The sequence below is a fragment of the Bacillus sp. UNC69MF genome (assembly GCF_000746035.1).
GTDB lineage: Bacteria > Bacillota > Bacilli > Bacillales > Bacillaceae > Bacillus > Bacillus velezensis.
Genome location: NZ_KN050798.1, coordinates 424,030 through 446,045 on the forward strand (window position 1 = coordinate 424,030; position 22,016 = coordinate 446,045).

Sequence of the window (22,016 nt, forward strand, 5' to 3'; positions counted from 1 at the left end):
TGCCGAATCACTCCGGCGGCCTGTTTTTATACAAACAACAATGAAATGAGCCAGCTTGCGCCGAATAACAGAAGCACGAGCAGGAAAAAGCACCAGTCGGCGCGGCGCACGGTAACAGTTCTGTAAAACGTGCGGTTTCGGCTCCCCGTAAAGCCTTTAGATTCCATCGCGATCGCCGTGCGTTCCGCCTTTCTGATTGCGCCTGCCAATAGCGGAATGGTGAAGCGCCTGAAGGCGGAGAGCTTTCCTTTCAGCCCGGAATCAGACCCCGCGCCCCTGATTCTGTGCGCCTGCCGGATGATCAGGATTTCATCTTTCAGAAGAGGGAGAAACCGGAACCCCGCGATAACGCCGTATGCAAGCTTGGGCGGCAGCTTACACTGCTGAATCAGACTGAGCATGAACAGAATCGGATCGGTTGTGAAAAGAAACATCATCGACAAAGCGGAAAAACATAAAATACGAAACGCGATAGAAATCCCGAGCGCCGCGTTATCACTGTTGACGGCAATCGGCCCGAGCTTAAACAGCAGGTTGCTTCCGGTTGTCGGGACGTTTCCGAATACGGCGGCTGTCCATAAAGAACCGAAGGCCAGAATGACAAACGGAATCGTGAACAGCAGCCATTTTTTCAGCGGCACACGCCCCGCCGAGAGGACGCCTCCCGCAATGATGATATAAAACAAAGCAGGGGTGTACGGATTATAAATAAACGACAGCATAATGACGCATAACAATACAGCCGCCGCCTTTATTGACGGGTTAACAGCCTCCAGCCGCAAGTTCATTTCTCCGCCTCCTGTCGTGTTTCATCCATTCATACCGCAGCGGTAAAGCCAAATGCGCCTGCTCGGCGATCCCGGTGTTATCAGAAAATAAAGCGTCGGGAGTTCCCCGGAATACCAGTTTCGTGCCGCAGAGCACAAGGATCGTGTCGGCATAATCTGAGACGAGTTCCATATCGTGTGTCACCATCAAAACAGCCGTTCCTTCCTTTTGAATCTCACGGAGCATTTGCATACACTCCCGCGCCGTTTTGGCATCCTGTCCGAAAGTCGGTTCATCAAGCATCAAAACGTTCACATTGTGCATAAGCATCGTTGCGATGCTGAGCCGGCGTTTTTGTCCTTGGCTTAAAGAAAACGGATGCTGTGAGGCATGGCGTCTCAGGCCGAATCGGGTTAACAGCTGAAGAGCTTTCTCCTTTGCGGCTCTGCTGCTTTCAAAACCGAACATCAGCTCTTGAATGGCGGAATCTGTGACAAATTGGTGTTCAGGATTTTGAAAAACATATCCGATCAGCCGCCGCAGCTCTTTTTCAGAATAGGAATCAATCGGTCTGCCGTCTATTTTGATGTCTCCGCCCAGCGGACGGATGAGCTTGGCCGCGGCAGAAAGGAGCGTGGATTTTCCTGTTCCGTTAGGGCCGGCAATCGCGGTGATTGAACCTTTTTTTACGGAAAAGCTCACATCCTGAAAAATGACGTCTGCCCCTCTTGAGAATGACAGCTCGTGAACGCTCAGCGCGTCTTCTGCCGAAAGCGCGGCGGGCCGGGGTTCGGGCAGAGACGGTACAGATTCTTGAAACAGCTTTTCTTTACACAATGTAAAAGGAATGCTGACGTGCTCCTGCAATGAGATCACACGCGGAATCGGAATGCCGAGCTGCATCAGCTCTTCAATCTTTGTTTCAAAGATAACGTCCGTCTCTCCGTCCATCACCTTCTGACCCGTTTCGTCAAGGACAATCGTCCTGTCCATCCACGGCGCCCAATGATCAAGCTGATGTTCGATAACGAGAAGGCCGAAGCCTTTTTTTGCTTGAAGATCTTTGATCAGCCGCGCCAATTCACGTGCGGAATATGGATCAAGCTGTGCCGTCGGTTCGTCCAAAATAATGAGTTCCGGTTCCATCGCAATGATACAGGCAAGCGCCACTTTTTGTTTTGAACCGCCTGACAGCGAAGCGATCGTTCGCGTTTTCAAATGAGTGATCTCTAATTTTGCCAAAACGTCATCGATGATTGCGTCCATATCTTCTTTTGTATATTGCAAATTTTCCAGGCCGAAGGCGATTTCATCTTCAACCGTCAGCATGCAAAACTGCTGGTCCGGATCTTGAAACACGACGCCGATGGATCTGGCGGCGGATTCTGTCAGATGTGAAAGAGGTGTTCCGTATAAAGAAACGGTTCCCGATTGAACCCCATCGCATGCTTCCGGGTACAGACCGTTTAAACAGAGAGCGAGCGAGCTTTTGCCGCATCCGCTCGGCCCGAGCAATAAAGCCCGCTCTCCTTTCCGGAGCTGAAAGGACACGTTTTGAAGAATCGGCTTTTCATCCTGATCATAAGAAAAGGTAAGACGGCCGGCCGATAGAAGGGGCTCAGATGCCTGCATCTTGGTTCACCTGTTTCTTTTTCTTCTTGAATTGTTTTCCGAGCGCCATGCCGTTCAGCACCCCTGTGTAAGCCAGCGCATCACTGATTGCTTTGCCGAGAAGGCCGGCAAGAAGCGCACCTGAGATCAGACGGATGAGAAGCATGACGGCTAATAAACCCGGATTCAAAACAGAGTATCCGGAAACGAACAAGTCATAAATGAAGCTCGTCACAGAAGACCCCATACCGGATAAAAGAAGCACGGGCAGGGTATACACCCGCCAGCGTGTCGCAAAAAAGACCGCTTCCGCACCGATTCCCTGTGCGATCCCGATCAGAATCACCATCGGTCCTGACGGATTTCCGAGTAAGCACTCCACAAAAGCGGCGATGATTTCAGAAACGAGAGCCGCTCCCGGTTTTTGAATAATGTACGCGGCAATTACCGAGACGATAAACCAGATACCGTAAATCGGTTCATAGCTCATCCGGCCGAAAAACCCTGCCGCTATATTGCTTGCATGAGTTGATACTAAATAAATGACAGCAAATACAACACTGATGACGGACATGACGACAATTTCTCTCATTTTCCAATTTTTCATTGTGATCTCCTGCTTTCTTATCGGATAGTTGTTTGTATGAAAGAGTTGATTTTACGAAAGACGATTGATCGTAAGTTTCATATTGCGGTGTCCTCCCCCGTTTTTTAATGAAAAATAAAAAACTGCATATCCGAGGGAATATGCAGCAGCAGAACGAAAACGCATGGGGAAAAACCCTGCGCTCCGGTCAATCTGCACTTCCCCACGCTGGTATTATCCAGATCGGGTTATAAGGGATCAAAACATGCCTGCCGCATGTTTTATCTCAGCCGATAACAGCACCCCTAGTGCGTTTCCTATACAGTTTTTTATGATGACATCATCATAGTTGATCATGTCTGATTTGTAAACAGCCTTTCTTCAAACAGAGTTTGGAATCGGACCGGATGATCATTCATAAAGATAAGTAGAGCCCTTTTGATCAAAAGGAAACGGAGGACATCTATGTTTGTTCATACAGTGCAGTCTGGTGACTCGTTATTTTCCATCAGCAGAAAGTACGGATACCCTGTTGACAGCATCAGAAGCGTCAATGGGCTTGAGGAAACGAATATCGTTCCGGGGCAGGCGCTTTTAATCCCTCTTAATGAATATACGGTTCAGCCGAATGATACGTATGCCGTTATCGCAGGTAAGGCTTATGTGCCGCAGATGCAGCTGATGCAGGCAAACCCGGATATTCCGCCGAACCGGCTGCGGGCGGGTATGAAAGTGAAGATCCCTGATATCTCTAACTATCTTGCGGGAACCCTGCAATTTTATGTCATTCGGACGCCTGAAGCGGATAGAGAGCTAATTAATGATTTTGCGCCGTATTCTTCGGCGATTTCTTTGTTTGAATATCATTTTGGCCCGAATGGAGATATCATTAACGATTTAAACGACAGAACCGCAATAGAAACCACATGGCAGAACAGAGTGCGCCCGCTTGCCGTCATTACGAATCTGACAGAAGGGGGATTCAGTCCGGAATTAGCCCATCAAGTGCTGCAAAATCCGACGGCAAGAACGAATCTCGTCAACAATATCGTCTCCTTAACCGTAAGAAAGGGATACGGCGGTGTAAATATTGATTTTGAACGGGTCAGAGAAGCTGACAGGGACCTCTTCACAGGATTTCTCCGGCAGTTAAAAACCCGGCTTTCAGAGCATCAGCTCGCGTTAACGATATCGGTTCCGGCGAAAACAAGTGATGCAGTGCCGTGGCTGAGGGGATATGATTACGGCGGAATCGGAGCCGTCGTCGATTATATGTTCATTATGGCGTACGACTGGCACCACGCCGGCAGTGAGCCGGGACCCGTGGCGCCTTTGACAGAGGTCAGGCAAACGATCAATTTTGCCATCAGCAGGGTGCCGAGAAGAAAAGTGATTCTCGGTGTTCCGCTATACGGGTATGATTGGGTGATTCCGTACCGTCCCGGAACGATCGGATCCGCCATCTCCAATCAGCGCGCCATGGAAACGGCCATGAAGCACCAATCAGTGATCCGTTATTCCCAGCAGGAGCGTTCCCCTTACTTCCGGTATACTGATGAAAATGGAAGAACGCATGAAGTGTGGTTTGAGGATGTGCGGAGCATGAGTGAAAAAATGGTTCTCGTCCGGGAGTTCGGACTGCAGGCGATCGGCGCGTGGCAATTAACGCTCGGTTTCAAACCGGGCCCGTGGCTGCTTAGGAACTTTTTCACGATCCGAAAAATATAGCTGCATGTCCCGCTCCGCAAGTAATTTTTTTTCCTATGATAACGGGTCTTCTTTTGGACAATCTAAAATTGAACAGGAGGTCTGTCATATGAAGAAAAGGGAAGAGCAGTATATCAACGAGGCTGAGTATGTACCGCATCCGACAAAAGAAGGGGAGTACGCGCTCATGCTGCATGAATCCTATCATTTCCTTTCAGAAGAGGATGAAAGCGATTTGCCGGAATAAGGGCTTTATGCCTTTATTCCGTTTATTTTATAGGCATATGCTGAAATCACAAATTTAAGGTTGACACATTCCTTTTTTTTCTGTAATCTCAGTGTGTCAATTCAAATAAGAACTTCGTTAGGTGAGGCTCCTGTATGGAGATACGCTGCTGCCCAAAAATGTCCAAAGACGCCAATGGGTCAACAGGAATCATCGACATAAGGTGATTCTTAACGCAGCTGGATGGCTGTCCTATGCCATACAGTGCTAAAGCTCTACGATTGGAGGCCCCGCACGTTTATTTGCCGTGCTTGTTTTCGCCTTCATATCAGAAGGTTTTTTTTATGCCTCAAAACGTACACGACTGAGCATGATAAGGAGGTGCGGAGTATGGATTCTCCCCATTCGAGTATGTCAGAAGAAGTACCCATATACAGCCAGATAACCAGTGACGACATGATGAGGAGACAAACCGCCGCACTTCCCTTGACGGACGGCGCGTCTCCGTAAAGGAGGTACGAGTCCCGATGGTCCAAAACATGACCTATGACGAACTCATATTACGCATTATCATTTTATTGCGGGACGGAAAAATAAAAGAATTCCGAAACATGATAGATGAGCTTCAGCCCTATGACATGGCATTTTTGTTTAAAGAAATGCCGGAAAAGCACCGGGCCCGCTATCTGTCATATATGACGGTTGATGACATCACCGACATGATCGGAGAGCTGGAGCGGGAATTTCAGCTTGCCGTTTTGCATAAAGTCGGTAAAACGAAAGCCACTCTCGCAATGAATAAAATGGATAACGACGATCTCGCCGCATTGCTGGAAGAGATGGATGAAGAACTGAAAGAACAGCTTTTATCCAGCATGGAGGCTGAGGAATCAAAGGCCGTACAGCTTTTGATGAACTATCCGCAAGAATCGGCGGGCCGGATGATGACGAACCGCTTCGTCTGGATTCCGCAGCATTATACAGTAAAAGATGCGGTTGTGAAGCTGAAAAGCTTTGCAGAAATCGCAGAATCAATAAATTATTTGTACGTGATTAATGACAGCAAGCAGCTTGTCGGAGTGCTCTCTTACAGAGATTTAATTCTCGGCGAGCCTGAGGATAAAGTGCAGGATCTCATGTTTACGCGTGTCATCTCGGCCGGGGTGCTCCAAGACCAGGAAGAAGTCGCCCGGCTGATCCAGCGGTATGACTTTTTAGCCATTCCGATCGTGGAAGAAAATCATGTGCTTGTCGGTATTGTCACTGTCGATGATATTATTGACGTCGTGATTAAAGAAGCCGATGAAGATTACGAAAAATTCGCAGCCTCCGGTAAGGCGATTACATTTGATACGAAAGCGTACGTTGCGGCGTACCGCCGTTTGCCGTGGCTCATTCTGCTTTTGTTTATCGGATTGATTTCCGGAAGCATTCTGAATTATTTTGAAGATACATTGCAAAAAGTCGTCGCCCTCGCGTTTTTCATGCCGATGATCGCGGGAACGACGGGTAATACAGGCACACAGTCACTCGCCGTCGTCATCAGAGGACTGGCTAAAGAAGAAATGAATAAAAAAACCATCTTTAAACTGATTTTCCGTGAATTAAGAACCGGTATCTATATCGGCATCGTCTGTGCGATCGCGATTACGATTGTCGCAACCGTCTGGCAGAAAGACTTAACGCTCGGTTTTGTCGTCGGTTCATCGCTGCTTGCAACGTTGATTATCGGTACGATGGCCGGAACGATCGTCCCTATTATTCTTCATAAATTGAACATTGACCCGGCGATTGCATCAGGTCCGCTGATTACGACGCTGAACGATATTTTGTCCTTATTAATTTATTTCGGCATTGCAACTGCATTTCTTCATGCTTTATAAAAAAAGTCCGTCTCACAGGAGGCGGACTTTTTTGATCAGCGGTTTTTATACTTAAAATGAGCATTAAGCTGTCCTTCCAGCATTTTTTTGCGGAGCTGCGGGTCGTTTTTGAGAGCCTGTTCTTTTTTTCGCATGTCTTTTAAAATCTCAGCCGTCTGCACGCCGTCTTCCCGCTTGTTGGCAATATCCATCAGCCGCTCAACGTCCGCGAAGGAATACTTTCTCGTTCCCCGTGATGAACGCTGCGGATAGATTAATTTCCGTTCTTCATAGTATCTGATCTGTCTGACTGACAATCCGGTTAATTCGCTTACAATGCCGATCGAGATTACTTTTTTATCTTTGTAAGATTGTTCGTCTGTCGTCATTTTTCCACCCCTGGATGTCTTTTACTCATATTATATAAGAAAAAAAGAGAAAAAACCTGACGCTTGTCAGGTTTTCTGACGCGGAATAGAAAATTTTAGAAAAAAAGCGGCAGAAAAATTGACAAGGTTAATGCATGGTTCTGTGCCCCGTTTTATGCTTACTGTACAGACACAATGAGGAGGAAGGATAGGAATGGAGAAAGAAAAAGCGGTTTCGCTGGCAAAAGAAATCATTGAATTAGATATGAAACGCGATGAAATGCTGGAGGCGTTCATGCAGCTTGCCGGGGAACACGCTTTTCCGCTGCTCAGAGCCGTCCAGAACGGACTTTACCGAAAAACATCATAATCTACAGAAGTTTTACAATGGCTTTATACGTCTTTGATATAAAAGCGTTATTCTGATCATAGAATAACGGAAAACAAAGGAGGCCGCTATGAGTCGTTTGCTTCAAAATGCATTGGACAAAGAGAGAAACCATTATTCCAAAAAGCTTCTGCAGATCGGAGTCTATACGAAAGAAATACTCAATTCCATGACAATTACGGAGCTGAGAAAGGAATACGCGTATTTTTTTCGGAACATTCCCTATAAAGAACGGAACCCTTATACAAATTAAATGATGTATAAGGGTATTTTTTTATATAAAAAAGAAGGAATTCTGAAAAACGGCACGAATAGAATATAAAACAAAGAACGACTCTTATGAATTGTAAGGGTTTACATTATTTTTTTATAAAAATCTTAAATACGGGGTAGATATGATGAGATTATCATTTAACGAAGAAGAAGTGATGCGTTCGATGAATTTGTACAAAGTTTTTGCAAGGGCTTTCAAGAGTGTGTCTGAACACAGCATCCGCGACAGTAAAGAACACGGTTTTAATCCGACTGAATTTGCCGTTTTGGAGCTGCTCTATACGAGAGGACCGCAAAAGCTTCAGCAAATCGGGTCGCGTCTTTTGCTTGTCAGCGGGAATGTCACCTATGTCATCGACAAGCTTGAAAGAAACGGGTTTTTGGTCAGAGAACAAGACCCTAAGGACAAACGGTCTGTTTACGCCCATTTAACTGATAAAGGAAACGAGTATTTGGATAAAATTTATCCGATTCATTCATTGAGAATTGCGAGAGCGTTTTCAGGACTTATGCCTGAGGAACAGGAACAGCTGATAGCCTTACTGAAAAAAGCGGGAATTCACAGCCAGCATTTGCTTTTCCGTTAAAAGAAAGCGGATACAAACACTCTTCTTCACGAAGAGTGTTTTTTTCTGTTCCGGACAGTAGAGCCTGAAGCGGTTTTTGCATAAGCTGATACAGGTCGGCATCATTATTTACCAATCATAATGTGACATGCCCCATGCCAAAATATGAGGGTGCTTTGAATATAAAGAAGGTGAACATGTGAGAAGCTGTCTGCTGTCTATATGGTACTTACTTGATCCGCTTTATTTCTTCTTTACCCGGCTGACGCTGATTGATAAACGGCAATCGAATGTATTCCGCGTCCGTTTGACTAGATATAAAGGAAAAGAAGTCATCCTGAGCGACGGAACCAGAATTAAAAAAAACGACGTGTTAGTTAAGATTCATCTTCATAATGTCAAACTCCTGAAAGAGCTGCAGCCTATTGAAAGCGCGGTCAGAAGGGGGATTATGCTATATCAGAAGGTATATCAATCCATGCCTCATTTAGCGGATTATATTAACCAGCATAAACGGAAAGACGAGATTAAGGGAGTCGTCGGCATTACAATGCTTCATAAAGGAGCTGCGAGACTCGGTTTTGATGTGATAAAACCGTCCAGCGGCTGCTACAGGCTGTTTAAGAAAGCGGCCCATATTCCGATTTTATACTTTACTGCAAAACAGCTCACCCTCAAAAACATTCCTTACTCCTGCTATTTATTTATTTCCAAAGAAAAATTGATGTGCACGTATCAGACTGAAAAGAGCTGACAAAAAGCGTCAGCTCTTTCTCTTGATTTGCTCAAGCACGATTGAAAGCGGGCCGTCCTGCGGATTCCGGTAAAAATCATAAAACGGATCTCCCTCTGTCCTGACGCGGTTCACTACTGTATCGATCGTATAATCATCAGGTGTTAAAGAGGAGTTGACTTCGCTCCAATAAAGGGGAGCCGCAACCGTTCCCAATTCGTTGCCCCGGGTCGAATAGGGGGCGATAATGGTTTTCCCTTCGGCATGCTGCAAGTAATCTAGGTAGAGCCTGCCGTTTCGGTTTTTGATAAACCGCTCTGTCGTAAAAAGATCCGGCCGCGTCCTGACGCAATAATCGGCGATGAGCATTGTGAACGCACGGGTTTCTTCATAGGTGAATGCTTCCGGTGAAAGCGGGATGTAGAGCTGAATGCCTTTATTTCCGGAGAGCTTCGGGAATGACGTAATGCTGAATGAGTCAAACAGCTGTTTCAGCACATGCGCAGCCTCCACTGCCATAGGAAAATCATTCCTTGACGGAGGATCAAGATCAATGACAATCTCTGCGGGCCTTTCAGAATGCACTGTCTGAAACGGAACGTGAAATTCAAGCGCCAGCTGATTAGCCAGCCATAAAAGTGACGGTATGCTGCTGCATACGATGTGCTCATGGCTCCCGTCAAACACGCTTGAGACAAAGTCCGGCGTGTAGTCCGGTTTGTTTTTTTGAAAAAAAGATTCGCCAGGCGCGCCGTGCGGATAACGGATCACCGTGACGGCCCGATCTTTAAGAAAGGGCATCAGAAAATCGCTCATTTTTACCATATAACTAAGGAAATCTGCTTTCGTTTTTTCACGTTTTTTAAAAACAATCTTATCCAGGCTTGTGAACTGCAGCTTCGGCGGCAGCGTTTTAGAGCGGAGGATAAGCTGCTGATACGTGCATTCCGTCCAATCCATTTCAAACTGAAAAGACACAAAAGATACTTCACGCAGCGTGTCCTGCAATATGGTTAAATACTGCACGGTCATGCAGATAGAAGGCTCAAGTGTATACTCGCCGCTTTTTTGTTTTTTTCCGTGGGTCTCCATAATGGTTCTGACGGCGTTTTTTTCTTCCGCCCGCATGCCGTGGGAAACGGAAGCGATCGGGACGGCGGTGCCGTCTTTTAAAACAGAGGCCGTTACATACCCGTTCTTCGGATTAAACCCGGTTAATAGCACATGTGCCGTTTTCATATGTTTATACTTTTGCCAGTCGGGAGACCGTTTATTTTCCGCCCAGCCGCTGGAAGCCCTTTTTGCTACGATACCTTCTCCGTCATGGCGGACGACCTTGTCCCAAAGCGCATCAAAGTCAGTGTGTTCCGGAATGTATTGAATCGCTTCTTCCGCTAAGTGATGAGGGCAGGCGGGAAGATTTGCTTCTTTAAGCAGTTTGGAAAGGGCGCGTTTCCGTTTCACATACGGTAATGAGACGGTGCCGGCGCCTTCCAGAACGAGGAGATCAAATGCCAGAAAGCGGCACGGCCGTCTATCAGCGGTGCTTTCAATTGCTTCCGTCCGTTTTAAACGTCCGCGGATTTGAAGATGCTCAAAGTCCGCTCTGTACGGATTGATTAAATAGACAAGCTCTCCGTCAAGCGTAATGGGGAACCTGTCTTTCATGTGCTGAAAACACCGAGCCGCAAAAACCGTGATTTCCGGAAATTGATTCGTCAGCGTCTGTCCGTTTCTGCTGGTTAATGTAACGCCGCTTTCGTCTATGCGGAGAAGACAGCGGAATCCGTCATACTTTACCTCATAGCGCCACTCACTGCCTTCAGGCGGTACAGAGGTCAAAATCGGCTGCATCGTCAGCACCATGATTAAGACGTTCCGGCTTTTTGTCTGGTCGTCTTCTGCTTTTTGCCTCCGCCGCCTGCTGACGCGGCGTCTTTTGTCCGCGCCGGTGCAGTCTGTTCTCGATCCGGCCGCTTCGTCCGGTCAATGCTTGCCTGAAGCGCGCTGACAAGATCGATGACATCTTCGCGCGGGCCGGCAGCAGCCGGTGTCACGCCCGCTTCTTCATGTTCGAGCTTATCGTTAATTTTAGCGAGAAGGGCTTTCCGGTACGTATCTTCGTATTGTTCCGGGTCAAACTCGGTTGTCAGCTCATTAATTAACGTAATCGCCGTCTGCAGCTCTTTTTCATTAACGGCTGTCTGCTCGGGAACGCCCGGCACATGTCCGGCATTTCTGACTTCATCCGGATAATGAATGGATTCCATCACGATGCAGTTGTCATACACGCGAAGAATCGCAAGCTGCTGTTTAGAGCGGATCGTAATGGAGGCAATCCCGATTTTACCCGTCGTCCTCAGCGCTTCCCGCAGAAGTGTATAGGCTTTTGTGCCGTTATCTCCCGGCCCGACATAATACGACCGGTTAAAATAAATCGGATCAATTTCCTGCAGCTGGACAAAGTCAACAATCTCAACCGCTTTTTCTTCATGTTCCTGTTTTACGTCTTTCAAGTCTTCGTCTGTCATAATGACGTATTTCCCTTTTACATACTCATAGCCTTTCACGATTTCATCAGGCTTCAGACTTTTTTCACATCCGGTGCAGATTTTTTCGTATTTAATCGGCGCATGGTCTTCTTTATGAAGACTGCGGAATTTTATATCTTTATCTTCAGTGGCCGCGAAGAGCTTGACCGGGATATTGACGAGGCCGAAACTGATCGAACCCTTCCACATCGTGTGCATGAATAAAAACTCCTTTTTGTCTTTATTGTGGATAAACGGGTCCGTTCCATGTGTAGCAACTTATGGGTGATGCGGCGCTTCATGGAGCGGCTGTTCCATTTCCTCAGGCGGAAATGGTCGGCTGAAAAGGAAATGAATTCTTTATTTGCAATCAGTGAATCGGTAAGTTCTTTAAAGCGCTGAAGTCTCTGAAAACCATCAGTGGTAATCAAAAAGATTATACAAAATCATTCCCCGGGAAATGCCCCGCATTCCCATGTAGTGACTGAGAAAATTTCCCGCTCCCATATGAACTGAATCCGCGGTCAGCCGCCGCTTACCGCGAAGGGTAATTTTTCCGGAGAACTTAAGTGATATAACCGCCGCCAGACAAGCAATCAGGAGACAGGCGGGACGTTGTATTGCGCATGTCATTCCCTCCCGCTATACCGATCTGAAACGACTCACATTTATAACGGGCATGTCTAAAAGATATTTCAGACTCAAGGTTTTGTGTTAAAATCATTCTTAAGTTTCGGAATATAGACGTAAGCCGGGAGTGATAGATCATCGAAGATTTCATCATATCAATAATTGAAGCGTTTAAAAGCTTATCTTACGCCGGAATTTTTTTGGCGCTCAGTATAGAATTCATCCCGGCGGAAATTGTTCTTCCGCTTGCGGGCTATTGGGTCTCAAAAGGGGATATGACGCTTGCCGGGACCGTGTTTGCCGGTTCGCTCGGCGGTGTTTCAGGTCCGCTTGTCTTATATGGAATCGGCAGGCTGGGCGGTCGGCCGTTTTTGCTGAAATATGGAAAGTATATATGGATAAAACCCGAATCCCTGCAGAAATCAGATGATTTCTTTCAGAAGCACGGAGGTTTGGTCGCGTTCAGCGGCCGTTTTATACCGGGGGTCAGGACGCTGATTTCTTTACCGTGCGGCATTGCGAAGATGAATGTCTGGGTGTTCTCTCTATATACATATGCAGCGATGCTGCCGATTACATTTGCTTACGTATACCTCGGAATGAAACTCGGGGAAAATTGGAAAAGCGTCGGTTCCATTCTCGATCAATATATGCTGCCGCTCGGTATATTCATTGTGTTGCTTCTCATTCTTTGGATGTTTTTAAAGAGAAGAAAACAGCGGGCCAAAACAGAAAAAATTTCTCAATTTGTTAAAAAAGTTAAGCGTTGACAAATGATGAAACAGGCTTTATCATGAGCGTATAAACAAATATTTCTTGAAATCCCAAAGGGGAGTAGCGTCCGGATATTCCGGAAACAAAGTCGTCAATTCATGGATCATATCCATCGGCTTTGTTGGCATGCCAATCATTCATGTCTAGCAAGACCTTTGCCTTATATCGGCAAAGGTCTTTTTTGCGTAAAAAACCGCCGGTATAAGCTCGGATGATAGAAAAAAGAAACGGAGGGAATGGATTGGACTTTGCATTATTATTGGAGTATGGATGGGTTCTTCTCGTTTTAATCGGGCTGGAAGGGATTTTGGCGGCGGATAACGCGCTGGTGATGGCTGTGATGGTGAAGCATCTTCCTGAAAAACAAAGGAAGAAGGCTTTATTTTACGGATTGGCGGGCGCATTTATTTTGCGTTTCGGGTCGCTGTTCGCCATTTCTTTTCTGGTGAATGTTTGGCAGGTCCAGGCCGTCGGCGCTTTATATCTGTTTTACATTGCGGTCAGCCATTTGCTGAAGCGGTATGTATTTAAAGATAACGCCGGTCAGAAAATGCAGAAAGAAAGCGGGTTTTGGCAGACAGTCTTGAAAGTGGAGCTCGCGGACATCGCTTTTGCCGTTGATTCCATTTTAGCGGCGGTCGCGCTTGCCGTAACGCTCCCGGGAACTCAGCTTCCTGCCATTGGCGGCTTGGACGGCGGTCAGTTTCTCGTTATTTTAGCCGGCGGCGTAATCGGTTTAATCATTATGCGTTTTGCTGCATCAATGTTCGTATCCTTACTAAAAACCAGGCCGGGCCTTGAAACGGCGGCATTTGTGATTGTCGGATGGGTAGGCGTGAAGCTCGCTCTTTATACATTGGCCCATGAGGAACTCGGTATAATTCCGGCAGATGTCATCCATTCGGCGGCCTGGAAAATCATTTTCTGGGCGGTTCTGGCTGCCATTGCGGTTTGCGGATGGTTTATGTCAGGAGCAAAACAAATAGAGTCTGGCGCGGAATCGGAAAAAAGAGAACACGCGTAAAATGATCAAAAAGGGAGTCTGGCTTTTTAAAAAGCAGGTTCCCTTTTTTTTGAAACGCTTACATTTAAGACATATGATAACAATTTTATAACAGCATTGTTACAAAAAACACAGAGAAAACCCCCTTAATTCTGCATGGGGGCACGAAATCATGTATAGTACGTCTTATTGGCTTGTCATAATTGAGACAAATGAAATCGATTTCTCTTTTTCTTCCTTTGCGAATCCCTACTAAATTAGCTATGATTATGAGTAGTTATAGGGAGGAACTGAGGTGAAACCAGTGCTTAGCCTTTTGTTTAAATTGGGAAAAAAGAAGCAAACGCTTGAAACATCTGTTGAAAAAATACAAAAAGGCGACAAAGATCTGCAGAACGATTTAATACAGCAATATAAGCCTTTTATCGCGAAGACGGTTTCATCCGTTTGTAAACGATATATAGATGAAAAAGACGACGAATTCAGCATCGGGCTGATCGCGTTTAACGAAGCCATTGAAAAATATTCGGCTGAAAAAGGTAATTCGCTGCTTGCATTTGCAGAGCTGATTATAAAAAGAAAAGTGATAGATTATATCAGAAAAGAAGCAAGAACCGCTCAGCATATCAATATGGATGTGCAGGAAGGCGACGACCAGGAATCTTCGCAGAGCCTTATCGAAGCGGAGCTTTCCATTGATGAATACCGCAAACAGATAGAACAGGAACAGCGCCGGGAAGAAATTCTTTTTTTTCAGAAGCAGCTGAAAGAATACGGCCTGTCTTTTAAAGAGCTGCTGGAACAATCGCCGAAGCATACAGATGCGAGGCAGAATGCGATTAAGGTAGCCTACACGCTTGTTGAAAATGAAGAGCTGGCGTCCATTTTGCACCAGAAAAAACAGCTTCCTGTCAAGCAGCTGGAGCAGCTCGTGTCGGTCAGCAGAAAAACGATCGAACGGAACCGAAAATATATCATCGCCATGAGTATTATTATTACCGGTGATTATATTTATTTAAAAGATTATCTTAAAGGGGTGTTGCACTCATGAGAAGAGGGATCATAGTAGAGAAAAATAAAAAATTCGTCACGTTGCTAACCCCTGACGGACAATTTTTAAAAACAAAAAATGATCACCGCACTTGTGAAATCGGAGAGGAAATTACGTTCGAAGGCGAAACGCGTATGGGAAGAAGGGCCAGCTTTTTTGATTTTCTGAAACTGCGCCCTTTTAAATTGGGAGTGTTTACGATGACTGCTATTATTTTGTTTATTTTAATTTTGCTCCCGGTTTTTTCTGATAACAAAGCTTACGCGTATATGACGCTTGACATTAATCCCAGCATTGAAATGGCTTTAAACAGCAAATATGAAGTCATTGAACTGACACCGCTGAACCATGACGCCAAACAGGTCATCAGTGACATCGGAGATTGGAAAAGCAGCGATTTTAAGGAAGTCATCAGTAATATTATTACCGATTGCAGCAAGCATGGATATGTAAAGGAATCAAAAGAGATTTTAATTTCCACGGTTTATGAAAATACAGATGACAATACATATAAAAAAGGCGTTAAAAAACAGCTGGCTGACATGACTGAAAAATATAAGGGCACCTACCAGGTCCAATCGCTTGAATCTGATATGGAAACAAGAGAAAAAGCAAAACAGGAAGGGATGTCAACAGGCAGCTACATAAGAAGAAACGAAAAGAAAACAGAAGAAAAACAGCCTGAAAAGCAAACCGACGGCAATGAAACAGATCAAAAAGATACCGAAACAGACGCTGATCAAAGCGAGCAGCCGGACACAGACAAGCCGGCGGCTGATGAAAAGACAGCTCCTGATGAAGAAAAGGCAGCAGAGAAGCCGGGAAACAATGAAACAACGCCCGGTACGGAAGAAGCGAAGCCGGACAGTCAGGACGGCAATCAGCAAACCGAAAAAAATGCAGCTTCCGGATCAGAGGAAAACACACAGAAGGAACAAGATGGGGAAACAGAGCAGCCCCCAACACAAAATCCTCAGGAAAACGGAAATGACAAAGAGCCTAAGCAAAAGTATTACAATCATTACTGGAATCATGATCGCAATGAACATTGGGAATCCTATCGGCATCATGAAGATTCGTCAGACCGAAGGAATCCGAACGGCTACCGGCACGGAAAGGAGAATGCCGATAAATATCAAAATTCGCCGAGAAGTCCCGGCGAATAAGCTGCATTATTGATTTTTCCCGTTTAATTGTGATTGAGCCTGCTGTACAAGACGTTTTGTCATTTCCCCGCCTACAGAGCCGTTTGCGCGTGCTGCTGTATCAGAGCTAAGGTTCACGCCGAATTCTTGAGCCACTTCGTATTTAAATTGGTCAAGTGCCTGCTCAGCCCCTGGAACTAAGAGTTTATTTCTGCTCGCCATCTTTTTCATCTCCTTTTCTCTGGCAAGATGTGTTTTCGCGTTTTAGTTTCAAACGGAACGGTATTGATTATGCTGGCAATTGTTGTACAGCAAAAAAACCCCGGCGCAGACACCGGGGCGAAGAAGCGTTATGAATTATAATAAATGGCTGGTCATTTTGTAGGCTGAGGCTTGAATATGGAAAGTCAAAACGGAGAGCACCGTGACGGCGATTATGGATCTGATATTGTTCCATTGTCCGCTTCCGAGTTCTTTAAAGCAGCCTTTGAGCTTGTCCGTCTGCTCTTCGACGAGCTCCTGCAGGCTCGTTTCCTTCATCGGCGGGTTTGCCTTATGATGAAGATAATCAATCACTTGGGCGCAGCTTTCATAGTAGCTGATCGGGCTGATGACGTCGTCTGATCTGTCTGTGATCGTGTTAAAAGCGATTTTTAATATGCCGCGTATATGTTCGAAGTCATAAATTGATTTTAAATCACGTACAATGAGAAGGATGACAGCTTGTTCAATTGTATATTTTTTGCCGAGTAAGGGGTGGCCGATTAAATCTTTAATATCGCGCTTCACCCAGTTTTGGACGGCGGTTGATTTTAAAGACGTCAGCTCGCACAGATTTCCCAGCTCGACAATCTCGTTAGTTGAAAGCCCGTACTCCTTTTTCTCTTTTTTTCGTTCGAATCTCGTCAGAAATTCAGGGATATGCAGACGGCTTTCCGCTTCATCCAAGGTCATATCCGCTGATTGCAATAAGATTTGGAGAGGGGTTGCGTCTCCTTGGCCTTTTAGCGCGTAAAGAAGCCGGACCATATCAGTTCGGGTCAGTTTAAACGTGTTCATGGTTCACCTCTGATTGATTACGTGTTCACTTTTTAATATCACTGAGAATTACATTAACATCATACGTCGAAATTGTTGCATTTTCAAACAGATCATTTATAATTTAAGTAAATAAGTTCTTTTGATCTTAAAAAAGACGGAGGTAATTATGGCGAAAAGAATATTTCTGTTTATTTTAACGAACCTTTTGGTCATTACGACAATCGGAATTGTGCTTACGATTATTACAAGCGTTACCGGTGTCGGCTCGTATATACAAAATGGCCGCATTGATCTGATGGCATTGCTCGTGTTCAGTCTTGTCGTCGGTTTTGTCGGTTCTTTTATTTCACTCGGAATGTCCAGATGGATGGCCAAAACGATGATGGGCGTCCGGGTGTTAAATCCGAAGAAACAGTCGCTCAACTATGAAGAACAGCAATTGGTTGACCGCGTGCACAGATTGTCCCGTGCCGCAGGGATGACGAAAATGCCTGAAGTCGGCATTTATCATTCCCCGGAGGTCAATGCTTTTGCGACCGGACCTTCTAAGCGCCGTTCGCTTGTCGCGGTTTCTTCAGGTTTATTGCAGCAGATGGATGATGCTGCGGTGGAAGGGGTTCTTGCCCATGAAGTCGCACATATCACAAACGGTGATATGGTCACGATGACGCTGCTGCAGGGAATCGTCAATACGTTCGTCGTATTCCTTTCCCGAATCGCGGCATGGGTTGCAAGCCGCTTTGTCAAAGAAGACCTTGCGCCGGTCGTTCATTTTATCGCGATGATCGTGTTTCAGATTATCTTTTCCATTCTCGGCAGTCTTGTCGTCTTCGCCTACTCGCGCCACAGAGAGTTTCACGCTGATCGCGGCGGTGCAGACCTTGCCGGCAAGGATAAAATGATTCACGCCCTGCGTACGCTGAAGTCTTATACAGGACATGTGAATGAAGAGGACCAGACGGCGGTGCAGACGTTAAAAATTAACGGTAAAAAGCATTCGTCACTGTTCTCCACACACCCTGATCTCGATGAGCGCATCCGCAGGCTGGAAGCAAAATAATCAACAAAACCTCTGACAATCGTTTCAGAGGTTTTTTGTTTAAAGATCGGCAAATTACATAAGGTAATGAAAAATCTTTCTAAAAAGACCTTTAAAAATTCTCCCAATATCATTAGAATAATTACGTACTACATTTGAGAGGCAGAAGGAACTATCTTATGAAATTAAAACTGAAGAAATTCATACAGATCTTGTCGCCTGCACAGCTGATTGCATTATATTATTTTCTTGCTGTGACGGTGGCATTTATTTTGCTAAGTCTGCCGGCCGCCCACAAACAAGGGGCCAGCTGGTCGTTTATAGACGCGCTGTTTACGGCTGTCAGCTCAGTCAGTGTCACCGGTTTAACGGTCGTCAACACGGCTGATACATTCAGCACGGCCGGGATTGTCATTTTGGCTTTCGTGCTTCAATTCGGCGGAATCGGCATCATGACGCTCGGAACATTCGTCTGGCTCATTATGGGCAAACGGATCGGTCTGCGGGAACGGAAGCTCATCATGGTGGATCAGAATCAATCGCAGTTTTCCGGTATCGTCAACCTGATGAAGCAAGTGCTGTTTTTGATTTTATTAATCGAGTTTTTAGGCGGCATCATCTTAGGAACATATTTTTTAACGTATTATGATTCGTTTGAACAGGCGTACTTGCACGGATTCTTTGCGAGCGTCAGCGCCACGACAAACGGCGGTTTTGATATTACGGGAAATTCACTCGTCCCGTTCAGGCATGACTATTTCGTGCAGTTTATTACGATGCTTCTGATTATTTTCGGTGCGATCGGTTTTCCGGTGCTCGTAGAAGTAAAAGACTTTTTGTTTTCAAAACAGCGCAGATACTCATTCACGCTGTTTACGAAAATTACGACCGTTACGTTCGGAATGCTCGTTTTGTTCGGAGCCGTGGGCATTTACGCGCTTGAAGCAAGCCATGTCATGAAGGGGAAAAGCTGGCATGATGTTTTATTTTTATGTCTCTTTCAATCAACCGCTACGCGAAGCGGCGGGCTTGCGACAATTGATATCAGCCAGCTGTCGGCGCCGACATTATTTTTCATCTGCGCCCTCATGTTCATCGGCGCATCACCGAGCTCGGTCGGCGGCGGAATCCGTACGACGACGTTTGCGCTTAACCTTCTTGCCCTGTTTCATTTTGCCCGGGGGAATAAAGCGGTCAAGGTCTTTAAACGCGAGCTTCACCAGGCTGATGTCATGAAGTCGCTGGTCGTTACGATGATGGCGATTCTGCTCGTGTTCGGATCGACGCTGATTCTGGCCGTGACCGAGACAAATCAGACGCTGCTCGGACTGCTTTTTGAAGTGTGTTCCGCATTCGGAACGACCGGCCTGTCGCTTGGGATTACTCCGCATTTAAGCGACATCGGAAAATGCGTCATCATGATTGTCATGTTTATCGGCCGGATCGGCATTTTGACGTTCCTTTATTTGATCGGCCGAAAAGAAATCGAAGCAAATTATCACTATCCGAAGGAAAGAATGATTATCGGCTGACACCGCTTTTCAGAAAGCGGTGTTTTTTATTGCCGTAAAATGGATGAGTGGAAACAGTTTCTTTGGAGATTCTACTTGTAAAGAGGTGACGTCATTGTTTGCCGTATTTTGGAAGTCGGTAGTTATGATAGCGGTCGGTACCTTTTTATTGCGGATTGCCGGACGGAAATCAATCAGCCAGCTGTCGGTGACCCAGACAGTCATCATGATTTCGATCGGCTCGATTATTATTCAGCCGTTTATTGAACATAATTTATGGGAAACCATTTTCGCGGCGGCGATTTTTATTGCGGTATTAATCCTGATGGAATATTTAGAAATCAAATCAAGCTTTTTTGAGTTTTTATTTTCAGGAAAAACCGTCGCCGTTGTCAGAAACGGAAAAATCATCCCGGAAAACCTAAAAAAAATGCGTTTTACCGAAGCTCAGCTGTCAATGAGGATCAGGCAGGAAGGCCTCGGAGACATTCAAGATTTTAAATATGTGCTGCTTGAGCCGAACGGACAGATCGGCTATGAACTCATTGATGAGGCCAAAAACGTGACAGTGCGCGACTTGAAAAAAATGCTTGATGAATTCAAAACAGATTTGCTGACAGAAGGAGGAAATCAAATGAAACGCAAAGCAGCAAAGAATGAAGCTTTGACCAACAACAACACACCGACTGAGAGCATGGACAAAGATGCATACAAAACACAATATGACGGTGATCCCGGACTGAGAGGCGCAAACCGCAAATCAAAACACGGCAAACAAGGAGGCGAGTAACATGACGAAAAAAAACCGCCACAGCAAAGACATGCAAAACCATAAAAAGCCGATGGACCCTAAATTGCTTGAAGAAGAGTTTGCAAGCGAGCTCGGTGATTATAACGCCGGAAAATGGATTGAAACGCTTGAACAGACGAAGCCAAAGAAAAAAGAAGACGGCAAACAATAAAAAATACCTCTTAGGCGATAACGCTTAAGAGGTATTTTGCATTATTTCGAATAAGCACTGTTTCTTGTTCCTTTCACCGCTTCAAGCCAGCCGGTGATCCGCAGCTCAATAAACGGCTGTGCGGCCGTTTTCACCGCATTGCTGGAGAGAATGGACGTAAGAGCGGCCGTTAAAATTAAGAGCATGACTAAATTCTGATAATCAGACAAGTGATCTTCAAGCCCGATCTGCCGCAGCGTTTTTATAATGAATCCATGCAGCAGATACACGTAAAACGTTCTCGTACCCCATTTCGTAAAGAAATAACGCTTTTGCGGAACGAGCGCCAAAAAGCTGAAAGTGGCGGCAAAGGCCAAAACATACCAGCCGATGCGCGACAGACCGCTCAACAGCGACACTGTGCCGAATGTAGAATAAGGCTCCGATCCGAACAGCCACGAGTAATCAAAATCAATACACCAGCATAAGAGGAAAACAATCCCCAGTACGCCCGCGGCAATCTGCCTGCCTCTTTTAGCCCGAAGCAAATCAAAGTGCTGTTTCTTTAAATAAAACCCGACGAGAAACATCGGAAGAAAAACAAACGTCCGTGAAAGACTCAGCGTGCTGCTGATAAAATCAAGATACCCGATCATGACGGCAAGCCCGCAGCTCGCCCCAAGCGCCCACATTTTCGGCAGCTTCGTAAAGGGGTAAAGCAGCAGATTCCAAAAGAATAAGCTGACTAAAAACCAGAGAGACCACTGCGGATCAATCGGATTGACGCTTGCCATGCTTTCATCCTGAATCAAATAGTAAAAAACTGAGTAAATGCCCTGAAAAATCAGGTACGGAATAATCAGCTTCACAGCCAGCTTCTTCACATAACCTTTCCGCTTAAAGTTTTTTGCGAAATAGCCGGAAACCAGGATAAAGGCCGGCATATGAAAAGTATAAATGAATTTGTAGAGATGGAGCATAAACTCATTTCCGTTAATAAATGACCGGAGGATATGGCCGAACACCACCAGAAAAATCAAGATAAACTTGGCGTTGTCAAAGTAACTGTCTCGCGATTTTGTCATAGCATCACCTTCTCTTCAAAAATCATCCACTGCATGATTATTTCCTGTTGGTGTTCATTTTAAAATAAAAAACAAAAAATTGAAGGAGGACAAAAGGGATTGTTAGGATGATGTAATGGGGAGGTAAGGATCGTAGAAAAAGACTTTAACTTGTCATATCATTGAAATTTTCTGAAA

Annotated in this window: 24 protein-coding genes and 2 riboswitches; of the genes, 15 read left to right on the forward strand and 9 right to left on the reverse strand. The window is 45.6% G+C overall.

Annotated features, from left to right (window positions below; all coding sequences use genetic code 11):
• Positions 1–26: 26 nt before the first annotated feature.
• Genes BR62_RS0114405 through BR62_RS0114415 form a run of 3 tightly spaced genes read right to left on the reverse strand, consistent with a single transcriptional unit; the run spans position 27 to position 2,986 of the window.
• Positions 27–788 (reverse strand): energy-coupling factor transporter transmembrane component T family protein, encoded by a 762-nt coding sequence (locus BR62_RS0114405; RefSeq protein ID WP_007407220.1) that lies wholly within the window; start codon positions 786–788, stop codon positions 27–29.
• The gene (locus BR62_RS0114410) at positions 763–2,400 is read right to left on the reverse strand and encodes an ABC transporter ATP-binding protein (RefSeq protein WP_032871305.1); all 1,638 of its coding nucleotides are present in this window, start codon (positions 2,398–2,400) and stop codon (positions 763–765) included. The genes BR62_RS0114405 and BR62_RS0114410 overlap by 26 nt, the downstream gene beginning before the upstream one ends.
• On the reverse strand, positions 2,387–2,986 hold the full coding sequence (locus tag BR62_RS0114415; RefSeq protein ID WP_007407218.1) for an ECF transporter S component: 600 nt from the start codon (positions 2,984–2,986) through the stop codon (positions 2,387–2,389). The genes BR62_RS0114410 and BR62_RS0114415 overlap by 14 nt, the downstream gene beginning before the upstream one ends.
• A 182-nt stretch (positions 2,987–3,168) precedes the next feature.
• Positions 3,169–3,282, reverse strand: a riboswitch (TPP riboswitch).
• 148 nt (positions 3,283–3,430) lie between these two features.
• On the opposite strand from BR62_RS0114415, the gene BR62_RS0114420 reads away from it, so the two are divergent.
• The 3 genes from BR62_RS0114420 to mgtE all read left to right on the forward strand — a co-directional run bounded on the left by BR62_RS0114420 (position 3,431) and on the right by mgtE (position 6,781).
• The gene (locus tag BR62_RS0114420; RefSeq protein ID WP_007407217.1) at positions 3,431–4,693 is read left to right on the forward strand and encodes a glycoside hydrolase family 18 protein; all 1,263 of its coding nucleotides are present in this window, start codon (positions 3,431–3,433) and stop codon (positions 4,691–4,693) included.
• A gap of 88 nt (positions 4,694–4,781) precedes the next feature.
• Positions 4,782–4,919: a transcriptional regulator SplA domain-containing protein gene (locus BR62_RS19615; RefSeq protein WP_003154740.1), complete on the forward strand. Its 138-nt coding sequence runs from the start codon at positions 4,782–4,784 to the stop codon at positions 4,917–4,919.
• Between the two features lie 106 nt (positions 4,920–5,025).
• Positions 5,026–5,191: riboswitch (M-box (ykoK) riboswitch) on the forward strand.
• Positions 5,192–5,425: 234 nt separating this feature from the next.
• Positions 5,426–6,781, forward strand: coding sequence for a magnesium transporter (gene mgtE, locus BR62_RS0114425; RefSeq protein WP_012117400.1), 1,356 nt, complete (start codon positions 5,426–5,428; stop codon positions 6,779–6,781).
• Positions 6,782–6,816: 35 nt separating this feature from the next.
• Here the strand turns inward: mgtE and tnrA are convergent, their stop codons facing one another.
• Positions 6,817–7,149: a MerR family transcriptional regulator gene (gene tnrA, locus BR62_RS0114430; protein WP_003154734.1), complete on the reverse strand. Its 333-nt coding sequence runs from the start codon at positions 7,147–7,149 to the stop codon at positions 6,817–6,819.
• Positions 7,150–7,342: 193 nt separating this feature from the next.
• Here tnrA and BR62_RS19620 point away from each other — a divergent pair, with 193 nt between their 5' ends.
• From BR62_RS19620 to BR62_RS0114445, 4 genes are all read left to right on the forward strand, one after another.
• Positions 7,343–7,498: a hypothetical protein gene (locus BR62_RS19620; protein WP_003154733.1), complete on the forward strand. Its 156-nt coding sequence runs from the start codon at positions 7,343–7,345 to the stop codon at positions 7,496–7,498.
• A gap of 88 nt (positions 7,499–7,586) precedes the next feature.
• Positions 7,587–7,769 carry a Fur-regulated basic protein FbpA gene (locus BR62_RS0114435; RefSeq protein ID WP_003154731.1) on the forward strand — a complete coding sequence of 61 codons (183 nt, stop codon included), beginning with the start codon at positions 7,587–7,589 and terminating at the stop codon, positions 7,767–7,769.
• Between the two features lie 142 nt (positions 7,770–7,911).
• Complete coding sequence (locus BR62_RS0114440; protein ID WP_007610911.1) at positions 7,912–8,376, forward strand: MarR family winged helix-turn-helix transcriptional regulator; 465 nt, start codon at positions 7,912–7,914, stop codon at positions 8,374–8,376.
• A 178-nt stretch (positions 8,377–8,554) separates the two neighbouring features.
• Positions 8,555–9,109, forward strand: a complete 555-nt coding sequence (locus tag BR62_RS0114445; protein ID WP_007407215.1) for a YkoP family protein — start codon at positions 8,555–8,557, stop codon at positions 9,107–9,109.
• A 9-nt stretch (positions 9,110–9,118) separates the two neighbouring features.
• Here BR62_RS0114445 and BR62_RS0114450 read toward each other — a convergent pair whose 3' ends face one another.
• Together BR62_RS0114450 and ku are read right to left on the reverse strand one after the other, a co-directional pair.
• Positions 9,119–10,954, reverse strand: coding sequence for a DNA ligase D (locus tag BR62_RS0114450; protein ID WP_015239723.1), 1,836 nt, complete (start codon positions 10,952–10,954; stop codon positions 9,119–9,121).
• 2 nt (positions 10,955–10,956) lie between these two features.
• On the reverse strand, positions 10,957–11,838 hold the full coding sequence (gene ku / locus BR62_RS0114455; protein ID WP_032871307.1) for a non-homologous end joining protein Ku: 882 nt from the start codon (positions 11,836–11,838) through the stop codon (positions 10,957–10,959).
• Between the two features lie 545 nt (positions 11,839–12,383).
• Between ku and BR62_RS0114465 the strand changes: the two genes are divergently transcribed.
• From BR62_RS0114465 to BR62_RS0114480, 4 genes are all read left to right on the forward strand, one after another.
• Positions 12,384–13,019, forward strand: a complete 636-nt coding sequence (locus BR62_RS0114465) for a DedA family protein (protein ID WP_369878818.1) — start codon at positions 12,384–12,386, stop codon at positions 13,017–13,019.
• Positions 13,020–13,264: 245 nt separating this feature from the next.
• Positions 13,265–14,047: a TerC family protein gene (locus BR62_RS0114470; protein WP_015239726.1), complete on the forward strand. Its 783-nt coding sequence runs from the start codon at positions 13,265–13,267 to the stop codon at positions 14,045–14,047.
• 274 nt (positions 14,048–14,321) lie between these two features.
• Positions 14,322–15,077, forward strand: coding sequence for an RNA polymerase sigma factor SigI (gene sigI, locus BR62_RS0114475; RefSeq protein WP_003154719.1), 756 nt, complete (start codon positions 14,322–14,324; stop codon positions 15,075–15,077).
• Positions 15,074–16,243 (forward strand): anti-sigma factor domain-containing protein, encoded by a 1,170-nt coding sequence (locus BR62_RS0114480; RefSeq protein ID WP_014417566.1) that lies wholly within the window; start codon positions 15,074–15,076, stop codon positions 16,241–16,243. Before sigI ends, BR62_RS0114480 begins: the two co-directional genes overlap by 4 nt.
• A gap of 6 nt (positions 16,244–16,249) precedes the next feature.
• On the opposite strand, the gene BR62_RS0114485 is transcribed toward BR62_RS0114480, so the two are convergent.
• Together BR62_RS0114485 and BR62_RS0114490 are read right to left on the reverse strand one after the other, a co-directional pair.
• A complete protein-coding gene (locus BR62_RS0114485; RefSeq protein WP_003154717.1) occupies positions 16,250–16,444 on the reverse strand; it encodes an alpha/beta-type small acid-soluble spore protein in 195 nt (64 codons plus the stop codon).
• 135 nt (positions 16,445–16,579) lie between these two features.
• Positions 16,580–17,281: a DUF1836 domain-containing protein gene (locus BR62_RS0114490; protein WP_007407208.1), complete on the reverse strand. Its 702-nt coding sequence runs from the start codon at positions 17,279–17,281 to the stop codon at positions 16,580–16,582.
• A 148-nt stretch (positions 17,282–17,429) separates the two neighbouring features.
• Between BR62_RS0114490 and htpX the strand changes: the two genes are divergently transcribed.
• The 4 genes from htpX to BR62_RS19625 all read left to right on the forward strand — a co-directional run bounded on the left by htpX (position 17,430) and on the right by BR62_RS19625 (position 20,775).
• Positions 17,430–18,323 (forward strand): protease HtpX, encoded by an 894-nt coding sequence (htpX, locus tag BR62_RS0114495; protein ID WP_020955720.1) that lies wholly within the window; start codon positions 17,430–17,432, stop codon positions 18,321–18,323.
• Positions 18,324–18,481: 158 nt separating this feature from the next.
• On the forward strand, positions 18,482–19,834 hold the full coding sequence (locus BR62_RS0114500) for a TrkH family potassium uptake protein (protein ID WP_032871309.1): 1,353 nt from the start codon (positions 18,482–18,484) through the stop codon (positions 19,832–19,834).
• A 94-nt stretch (positions 19,835–19,928) separates the two neighbouring features.
• Positions 19,929–20,603, forward strand: a complete 675-nt coding sequence (locus tag BR62_RS0114505) for a DUF421 domain-containing protein (RefSeq protein WP_021493789.1) — start codon at positions 19,929–19,931, stop codon at positions 20,601–20,603.
• 1 nt (position 20,604) lies between these two features.
• Positions 20,605–20,775 (forward strand): hypothetical protein, encoded by a 171-nt coding sequence (locus tag BR62_RS19625; protein WP_007610936.1) that lies wholly within the window; start codon positions 20,605–20,607, stop codon positions 20,773–20,775.
• Between the two features lie 41 nt (positions 20,776–20,816).
• Here BR62_RS19625 and BR62_RS0114510 read toward each other — a convergent pair whose 3' ends face one another.
• Positions 20,817–21,839 (reverse strand): acyltransferase family protein, encoded by a 1,023-nt coding sequence (locus BR62_RS0114510; RefSeq protein WP_032871312.1) that lies wholly within the window; start codon positions 21,837–21,839, stop codon positions 20,817–20,819.
• Between the last annotated feature and the right edge of the window lie 177 nt (positions 21,840–22,016).